Genomic DNA, 7,930 nt, shown 5'->3' with positions numbered 1-7,930 from the left:
TGCCAGCACCGCTCCGACGGAACCTCCCAGGCCAAAGGTAATCCCCAGAAAAAACTGCTGGGCCAGCTTTTTCTGGGTATAGAGATCGTAGACGTAGGCGATGGCGGCGGTATAGTAGAGGGCGAAATTGAATGCGTGTAGCGACTGGGCGGCAAAGGCGGCCGGCAGCGAATCGGGCCAGAGCCAGAGGATTCCCCAGCGAATCACTGCCGTGGCTACCGCCAGCTCGATAATTCCGAGCAGATCCCGTTTGAGCAGCGGTCCCTGCCAGTAGAGCATGGCGATCTCACAGAGAACCGCAAAGCTCCAGAGCCAGCTGGTCATCTCCAGGGAGATACCGTGTGCCGTTTCGTAGATCGTAAAGAAGTTGTAGAAGCCTCCGAAACTCACCTGAAGCAAAAAAGCACTCAGCCAGAAGGCCCAGTAGCGTCGCAGTGAAAAGGTTTCTTCGATCTTCTCCCCGGCAGTGGGAATGGTTTCTCCCCGGTCGTAACGGGTCAGCGTCCAGCCCGTCGCCAGGGTCAGCAAAGCCAGAAACGCCAGATAGACCAGGCTCTGCAACGGCGTCTGCAGGACCTGTCCCAGCCAGAGGGCGATGGCCATGAAGCCGATGGAGCCCCAGAGACGGACGCGGCCGTAGCGCTCCCGCGAAATGACCTGCAAGGCAATGGTGTCTACATAGGGGAGGATGATTCCCATGGCGGCACCGTAGAGGAGGTTGGCGGCGAAAAACGCTGTGAAGCTCTCCAGGGTGGCAAAAAAGAGAAGCGAAGCGCCGAAAGCGGCGATCAGCGCTCCCAGATAGTGTCGGCGGTGGACACTGCCAAGGCGCTGGAACCAAAAAGGCAGGGCAAAACGCATTAAAGGGGCGGCGGCAAAGATCACTCCGACTTGAGTAGCGCTGTAGCCGCTTTGTGTCAGCATCTTGGGCAAAAAGATGACATAGACGCCTACCAGAGCGAAATAGGCGAAGTAGAAGAGGCTGAGCAGCCAGAGGGCGGAGACGGGGGGTTTCAACGACTCGGCTCCTGCAGAAGGCAGGTTCCGGAGAGGATCTCATGGGGCGTCCGATGATCCCGGCGGAAAAACTGGAGAATCCAGGTAAAGAGGAAAAAGTCCCAGACACCGAGGAGCTGCCGCAGCAGGCTCGCTCCGATGGAGGGGGGCTTGCCGCTGCGGCAATCGACGGTACGGATCTCATAGGCGCGCATTCCGGGAGTCTGTCCGCTCTTGGCCAGGAACAGGGCGGTAATGAGGATGTAGGGGATCAGGATGTAGAGCCAGCCCAGCAGTTTGTGTTGGGCGAAGCCCTCCCTCCCGTCGAAGACCAGGTAAAAGACGATATACATCAGGGGCATGAGGATCATAAAGCTGTCGGTGATGAAAGCTTTGAAGCGCTGTCTCAGCGTGGCGGGCAGGTCGGTCGGGGTGGACGCAGATCGCTTCTTTTTCGTTTCGACGGGACGGATGCGTCCCTGTTTGACGTCGCGGAAACGCTGTTTGGCCATCGGGGCTCCTTTGGGGGTGCTTTTGTCTGTCTCTCGGGGCTTAGCTGCCCCATCCATGCATTTTACGGGCGTAGAGCAGCTCTTCTCCTTTTCCCAGGGGAATGGTGCTGGCCGCCACATAGTTGGCACGTTCCAACACCGTCTGCCAGCGGGAGACTGCTTCGGAATCCGTTCGGAGATAGAGTCCTCCCGCGTTGGCGATTCCGGTGTAGAGCTTGCGGGCGAAGGCTTCGGGTTCGTCGGGGATCTTTGCAGTGACCAAGGCATGGTTGTAGAGCCGTCCCTGGAGATTGTAGCGGGGCTGCTCGATCCGGTAGGGCCGATGACGCAGCCGCTGATCCTCCAGCGGGGCCTCTTCGCTCAACTCTCCCAGGCCGTAGAGCAGCAGGGAGTGGTCTTTTTGGCGGCAAAACTCCAGCAGCTCCTCCTCCAGCGCTCCCCATCGATCGGCAAAGAGAAGAAACTGCATCTGGGGATAGGGCTGAAGCGACTCCAACACTTCGCGCAGGATCTCGGCGGACGTATGACTCATAGAACTCCTCAACGGTCTCTCTTTGAGGGATAGTATAATGCTTTTGGATTAATCTTGGGACGGGAAGAGAAGAAAAATGGGAAAAAGCCTGCACTGTACCTTGCTCCAGTTGGAGAATCTGCATCCCTACCGACGCAATCTGGAGAAGATCCTCGCGGCGTTGGAAGAGGAGGAGTCCTCAAAACTTATCGTCGCTCCGGAAGTCTGTCTGACCGATTATGACTACGAGCATCTGGAGGCGGCGGTCGCCTTCGGTGAGGAGGCGGAGCGGATCCTCTGTGAAAAAGTGGAGGAGCAGATCCTGGTGTTGACCCGGCTGGTGAAACGCCCCGAAGGTTATGCCAACGAAGCGATTGTTATCCACGATCACCGGGTGGTGCATCGTCAGGCAAAACACAAGCTTTTTCTCCTGGGAGAGGAGGACCGCTATCTGATCCCCGGAGAGGTGGAGGAGATCCGTCCTTTCGAGATCGACGGCGTACGCTATGGATTGATGATCTGTTTCGAACTCCGATTCAAAGAGCTCTGGAAACGGCTGGAAGGGTGCGATGTGATTCTGCTGCCCTCTCAGTGGGGGTTGCCGAGAAAGCGCCATCTGGAGATCTTGGCGAGAGCCCTGGGAGTGATGAATCAGTGTTACGTTTTGGTCGCCGACAGCGCCCGGGAGGATATGGCCCGCTCCAGTCTCATCGCCTCTCCGGATGGCGGCCTGGTCCTGGAGGATCTGGCGGAGCGGATTCGGGGAGAGCTGGACCTGAACCTGGTGAAAAAACTGCGCCGTTATATAAAAATGCGATAAGTATTTTGCTATGAACAATCGTTCATATTTATCCTTTTCTCCCGCTATAGCGGGGCTTTAAGCCTCTTTTGTGCCAAAGGGGGCTAAAATCCCTATTAAAAAATATGGGAAGTATCCCTTTTGAAGACGGGTCGATGGTCAAACAGTTACAATTAAAGAAAATGGTCGATGAGATCGACGCAAAATTCCCGCTGCAGCCCTGGGTGCGCCATGCCTTTCTCAAGGTGGATCGAGAAGCCTTCGTCCCGCCGGGGTTTCGTCATCTCTCCTATACGCTGGATGCCCTGCCGATGCAGGAGCAGCAGTGGATCTCCTCGCCTTTGACTGTCGCCAAGATGACACAGCATCTGGAGCTCGAAGGGGTAGATAGCGTGCTGGAGATCGGTTGCGGCAGCGGTTATCAGGCGGCGATTTTGGCCCAGATCGTCCGAAGAGTTTTCACGATCGAGCGGATCGAACCGCTGCTGAGGGAGGCGAAGGAGCGTTTCAGGACGTTGGGAATGAGCAATATTTTTACGCGTTATGATGACGGTCAGCGTGGGTGGAAAGAGTATGCTCCCTTTGAGCGGATTCTCTTCTCGGCCACGGCGGATAAAGTTCCTCAGGTGCTCTTCGATCAATTGGCTGACGGGGGGATTCTTCTCGCCCCGGTCAACGAGGGAGGCCTTCAGATCATTACCCGCTACTACAAACGTAACGGTCGCATCAGCTCTGAAGCGATCGAACCCTGTCTTTTCGTCCCGGTCCTGGACGGAACGCAGCACTAGTTCCGGAAATTTCCGCCCTCGAGGCTGAGCGCGTCAAGAGTGTTTGAGATCCTTTGTCAAGCCGGTTCTTTTTCTTGACAAGCACCTATCCTACGGATAAAGTAGCCTAAAAACGGCCTTTTGCCTTTGATCCTTTTGACAAATCCCCTTCAGCTTGAAGCCGCTTGTGACAAGCTCTATGTTATGATTAAGTCAAAAGAGCAGAGAGGAAGATGTCAATGGAGAATCTCATCAAACCGGTTGATTATGCCAATAAAATGGGGATTTCACGCCAAGCAGTCTATGCCAAGATCAAAAAAGGTATTCTCCCCTCTCGAAACGTCGGCGGCAAGATCTATATTGTGATGCAGGATGAAACGCCTCACAATGTAGAGGAACGCAAAGAGGAAGCGTCGGAGATTCAACCCCTGTTGGCCGCCAAAGACGAGACGATCTCTGTCCTCAAAGAGACGATCCGGGATCTCAAAGAGACCAACCAGATGATCACCTCGACGCTCCGTAGCGAAGTGGAGCTTCTCAAGGAGGCCTTCACAGAGATGAAAACTCTCTATGCCGCGCGGATTGAACAGATTCACAACGAAGAAGAGACGTTGGCACTAGAAGAGGTGATCGAAGAGCATGCCGAAACCACCGAAGAGGATTCTTGGATCTCTCTGGAGGAGTTCCTTGCCGAACAGGGGATCGACAAGAAGAAATTGAGGGAACGTTTTACAAAAAAGGCAAAGAAGCTTTACAAAAAAGGTGACAGTGCCGTGGAGAAAAAGAAAAAAGGGGATTACCGCCTCAAAGCGGAGAAAGCCGTAGAGATCCTTCTTCAACTCAAAGAGTCCTGACCTTTTCTTTTTCTTCCCTTTTCCACTTTACTTTATTTTATGTTGTTAAGCGTCGAATAAAGAAATAGGGATATAATAATGATAATAACTATCATTATTAGGAAGTATAATGAAAACGATTATTCTAAATTATCTGGAGAACTTCTGGCAACTGCTTGGAAATATCGCTCCCTATATCCTGTTGGGAATCTTCCTGGCGGGATTGATGAAGCTGTCGGTTCCCGAAGTGTGGATTCGACGCCAGATGGGAGGGCGAAGTCTCGGGTCACTCTTTCGGGCGATCCTGCTGGGAATTCCGCTGCCGCTTTGCTCCTGCTCGGTGATCCCTTTTGCTACGGCACTGCGCAAAAGCGGAGCCTCTCGAGCCTCGACTCTGGGGTTTCTCATCGCCACCCCCATTACCGGGGTCGATTCTATCATCGCTACCTACGGAGTACTGGGGTGGTTTTTTACCCTCTATCGGGTCATTACCTCTACGTTGATAGCGATCCTTGCCGGGCTTTTGAGTCTGATCTTTGACCGGGAGGAATCGACAAGCTCTATCTCGACTGCTGACGTAGCAAATAACACCAAGGTTGCCACCCCCGAGCCCTCCCTCTCTTTTGCGGCGCCTTCCGGCAGTACCGTATTGAAACTTCAGCCGGAACCGAAGGCGGACACTGGCAGTTGTGGCGGCGGAGCCTGCTGCAGTGGGACGGAAACGGCTTCGGAAGAAGGAGGATTTTTGACGAAGCTCTGGGAGGAAGCGGTCTACAGGATCTTCGGTGACTTCGCCAAAGCATTGCTCATCGGGATTGCGCTGGGGGCTTTGCTGGTGACCTTCATGCCGGCGGAGTTGAACGCTTACCTGGGAAGCTCCCTCTGGCTCAACTATCTGCTGGTACTCCTCATCGCTGCACCGCTCTATATCTGTGCCACCTCCTCGATTCCGCTGGGCGTCGCACTGCTGGGAGCGGGGTTCTCTCCGGGAGCGGTCTTTGTCTTTCTGACGGCGGGACCGGCCACGAGCACCGTGACCATGTCGGTTGTGCTCAAAATTCTGGGAAGGCGTTCTTTGCTGATCTATCTGCTTTCGGTAGTGACGGGGACCTTGCTCTTTGGGTGGATTTTCGACGTGACCTTCGCCTATCAGGCCGCGGAAGTGGCTCAGATAGCACGGAGTGAAAGTCAATTGGGATTTTTGGCGAATGTCTCGGCACTCCTGCTCCTCTATCTGGCCTGGAAGGTCTTTTTCCCCAAAGCCTCCGGCGGCAGCTGCTGTTCAGGGTAGTAACAGGTCTTATGATTAAGATAAGTTTAAGTGCGTAGGAGTATGATATCATTCATTAAATGATATTGAATATCAAAATACAAAGGTTCAAAGAAAATCATGGAAAAAGAGAAGATCAAAGTCGCCCTGGTCGGTCAACCCAATGTGGGCAAAAGCTCCCTCATCAATGCCATCGCCAATGCGAAGCTCCATGTGGGAAATTTCGCAGGGGTGACAGTGGATATTTCGGAGGTCAAGACCACCTATTGTGACCCGGAAGGGTGTGGGGAGTATGAGATCACTATCGTCGATCTCCCCGGAACCTACTCTCTCAACGACTATTCGATGGAGGAGCGGGTCACCAAAGAGTTCCTGCTTCACGAGGAGTATGACCTCATCGTCAATGTCGTCGATTCGACTCATCTGCAGCGCAACCTCCTTCTGACGGCGGAGCTGCTGGAGCTTGGGCAGAAAATGGTCGTCGCACTCAATATGATCGACGAGGCTCAAAAAGAGGGGATCGAGATCGATGCCAAGCAGCTCGGCGTCATCCTGGGGGTGCCGGTAGTCCCTGTCAGCGCCAAGACCAAAGAGGGACTCGACAAACTCAAAGCGTCCATTGTCGAGGTTTACAAGAAACCCAAAACCGAATCGAAGATCGTCTACAGCGATTTCATCGAGGAAGAGATCGATAAGTTGGTGAAGTTTTTCGAGGCGAAGCACTACCCCAGTGAAATCCCCTACCGGCATTTGGCGATCCGGCTGCTCAAGGAGGATACCCAGGTCTACAAACGAATGCACGATGAGCCGATCTGGATCGAGCTGCTGCCGCTGTTGAGGGATGCCCTGGATCATATCTATCTGCATAGCGGCAAAAAGGACATCAACGAGATCTTTGCCGACGAACATTTCGCCTTTGCCAAAGGGGCGAAGATGGAGGTGATCTCCACCCGGTCGATGCGGGCGAAGAACCTGACCCAGAAGATCGACAATCTGCTGATCAACAAATATCTGGGCATCCCCATCTTCCTCTTTCTGATGTGGGGGCTCTTTCAGCTGACGTTCTCTCTGGGGCAGCTGCCCATGGATTGGATCCAGGCGGGGTTCGACTGGCTGGCGGGCGAGACCCATCGTGTTTTGGGGGATACGGAGTTGGCCTCAGTCATCGCCGACGGGATTCTCGGCGGGGTGGGAGCGGTGGTGAGCTTCCTGCCCAATATCATTATTCTCTTCTTCGGCATTGCGCTGCTGGAGACGACAGGCTATATGGCGAGGGTCTCCTTCCTACTGGACGGGTTTTTTCACAAATTCGGCCTCCACGGCAAGAGTTTCGTTCCGTTGGTCACCGGATTCGGCTGTACCGTCCCCGCCTATATGGCGGCACGTACCCTCAAAAGCCGGACCGACCGGATGATCACCCTCTTTATTCTGGGCTTCATGAGCTGCAGTGCCCGGATTCCGGTCTATGTGCTCTTTGCCGGGGCCTTTTTCGGAGCGGAGCATGCGGGGAACATTCTCTTCCTCATCTATATTGCCGGAGCGCTCTTCGGGCTCATGGCCGCCAAGGTTCTCAGAGTCTTCGTCTTCAAGGGGGAAGACGACCCCTTTGTCATGGAGATGCCCAAATACCGCCTGCCCTCTCTCAAGCTGATCTATCATATCGTGGCCGGGCAGTCGATGGACTATCTGCGCAAGGCGGGGACCTTTATCCTTTTCGCTTCGGTGTTGGTCTGGTTCGCCAGCAACTACCCGAAAAATCCCGAGCTTGAAAAGCGCTTCGAAGCCAAGATCGCCCAGGCGGCTCCACAGGAAAAGGCCAAGCTCCAGGGCAAGCTTCAAGAGGAGCTCCTGGCCCAGAGTTATCTAGGCCAGGTGGGCAAGGCGACGCAGCCCTTTTTCGCTCCCCTGGGCTTCGACTGGAAGTTGGGTGTCGCCCTGGAGGCGGGATTGGCGGCGAAAGAGGTGGTGGTCTCGACCCTGGGGGTCCTCTACTCTCTGGGGGACAGTGTGGATGAGACAGCCCATTCGCTTCAGGAGCAGCTGCGTAAGCATATTACGCTGCCTGTCGCGCTGGCTTTTATCGTCTTTGTGATGCTCTATATCCCCTGTTTCGCCGCGATGGCCGTCTTCAAGCAGGAGACCGGCAGCTGGGTCTATCTGGCCTATCTCTTCGTCGGGACCACGGGCGTCGCCTGGGTCTTTAGCTTCCTGACGTATAATGTCGTCAAACTATTGGTCTAAG

At 54.5% G+C, this 7,930-nt stretch carries 8 protein-coding genes; 5 read left to right on the top strand and 3 right to left on the bottom strand.

From position 1 onward, the window contains the following. From F8I07_RS01030 to F8I07_RS01020, 3 genes are all read right to left on the bottom strand, one after another. A partial coding sequence (locus F8I07_RS01030) for an MFS transporter (protein ID WP_292654585.1) occupies positions 1–1,017 on the bottom strand: 1,017 nt, incomplete at its 3' end. Continuing rightward, a complete protein-coding gene (locus F8I07_RS01025) occupies positions 1,014–1,508 on the bottom strand; it encodes an RDD family protein (RefSeq protein WP_292654583.1) in 495 nt (164 codons plus the stop codon). The genes F8I07_RS01030 and F8I07_RS01025, both read right to left, overlap by 4 nt. A gap of 40 nt (positions 1,509–1,548) precedes the next feature. Beyond that, complete coding sequence (locus tag F8I07_RS01020) at positions 1,549–2,040, bottom strand: hypothetical protein (RefSeq protein WP_292654580.1); 492 nt, start codon at positions 2,038–2,040, stop codon at positions 1,549–1,551. A gap of 76 nt (positions 2,041–2,116) precedes the next feature. On the opposite strand from F8I07_RS01020, the gene F8I07_RS01015 reads away from it, so the two are divergent. The 5 genes from F8I07_RS01015 (at position 2,117) to feoB (ending at position 7,929) form a co-directional block, all read left to right on the top strand. Beyond that, positions 2,117–2,839, top strand: a complete 723-nt coding sequence (locus tag F8I07_RS01015) for a carbon-nitrogen hydrolase family protein (RefSeq protein WP_292654578.1) — start codon at positions 2,117–2,119, stop codon at positions 2,837–2,839. A 134-nt stretch (positions 2,840–2,973) separates the two neighbouring features. Further along, the gene (locus F8I07_RS01010; protein WP_292654576.1) at positions 2,974–3,606 is read left to right on the top strand and encodes a protein-L-isoaspartate(D-aspartate) O-methyltransferase; all 633 of its coding nucleotides are present in this window, start codon (positions 2,974–2,976) and stop codon (positions 3,604–3,606) included. A gap of 218 nt (positions 3,607–3,824) precedes the next feature. Further along, positions 3,825–4,439, top strand: coding sequence for a DUF3972 domain-containing protein (locus F8I07_RS01005; protein WP_292654572.1), 615 nt, complete (start codon positions 3,825–3,827; stop codon positions 4,437–4,439). A 109-nt stretch (positions 4,440–4,548) separates the two neighbouring features. Beyond that, on the top strand, positions 4,549–5,709 hold the full coding sequence (locus F8I07_RS01000) for an SO_0444 family Cu/Zn efflux transporter (RefSeq protein ID WP_292654569.1): 1,161 nt from the start codon (positions 4,549–4,551) through the stop codon (positions 5,707–5,709). A 99-nt stretch (positions 5,710–5,808) separates the two neighbouring features. Further along, entirely contained in the window at positions 5,809–7,929 is a 2,121-nt protein-coding gene (gene feoB / locus F8I07_RS00995) for a ferrous iron transport protein B (RefSeq protein WP_292654566.1), read from the top strand. The last annotated feature ends 1 nt before the right edge of the window (position 7,930 follow it).

It is taken from the genome of Nitratifractor sp., from assembly GCF_015487065.1.
In the GTDB taxonomy this organism is placed as follows: Bacteria; Campylobacterota; Campylobacteria; order Campylobacterales; family Sulfurovaceae; genus Nitratifractor.
The sequence above is the reverse complement of the archived record's forward strand: the minus strand, read 5'-3'. Positions and strand labels throughout refer to the sequence as shown.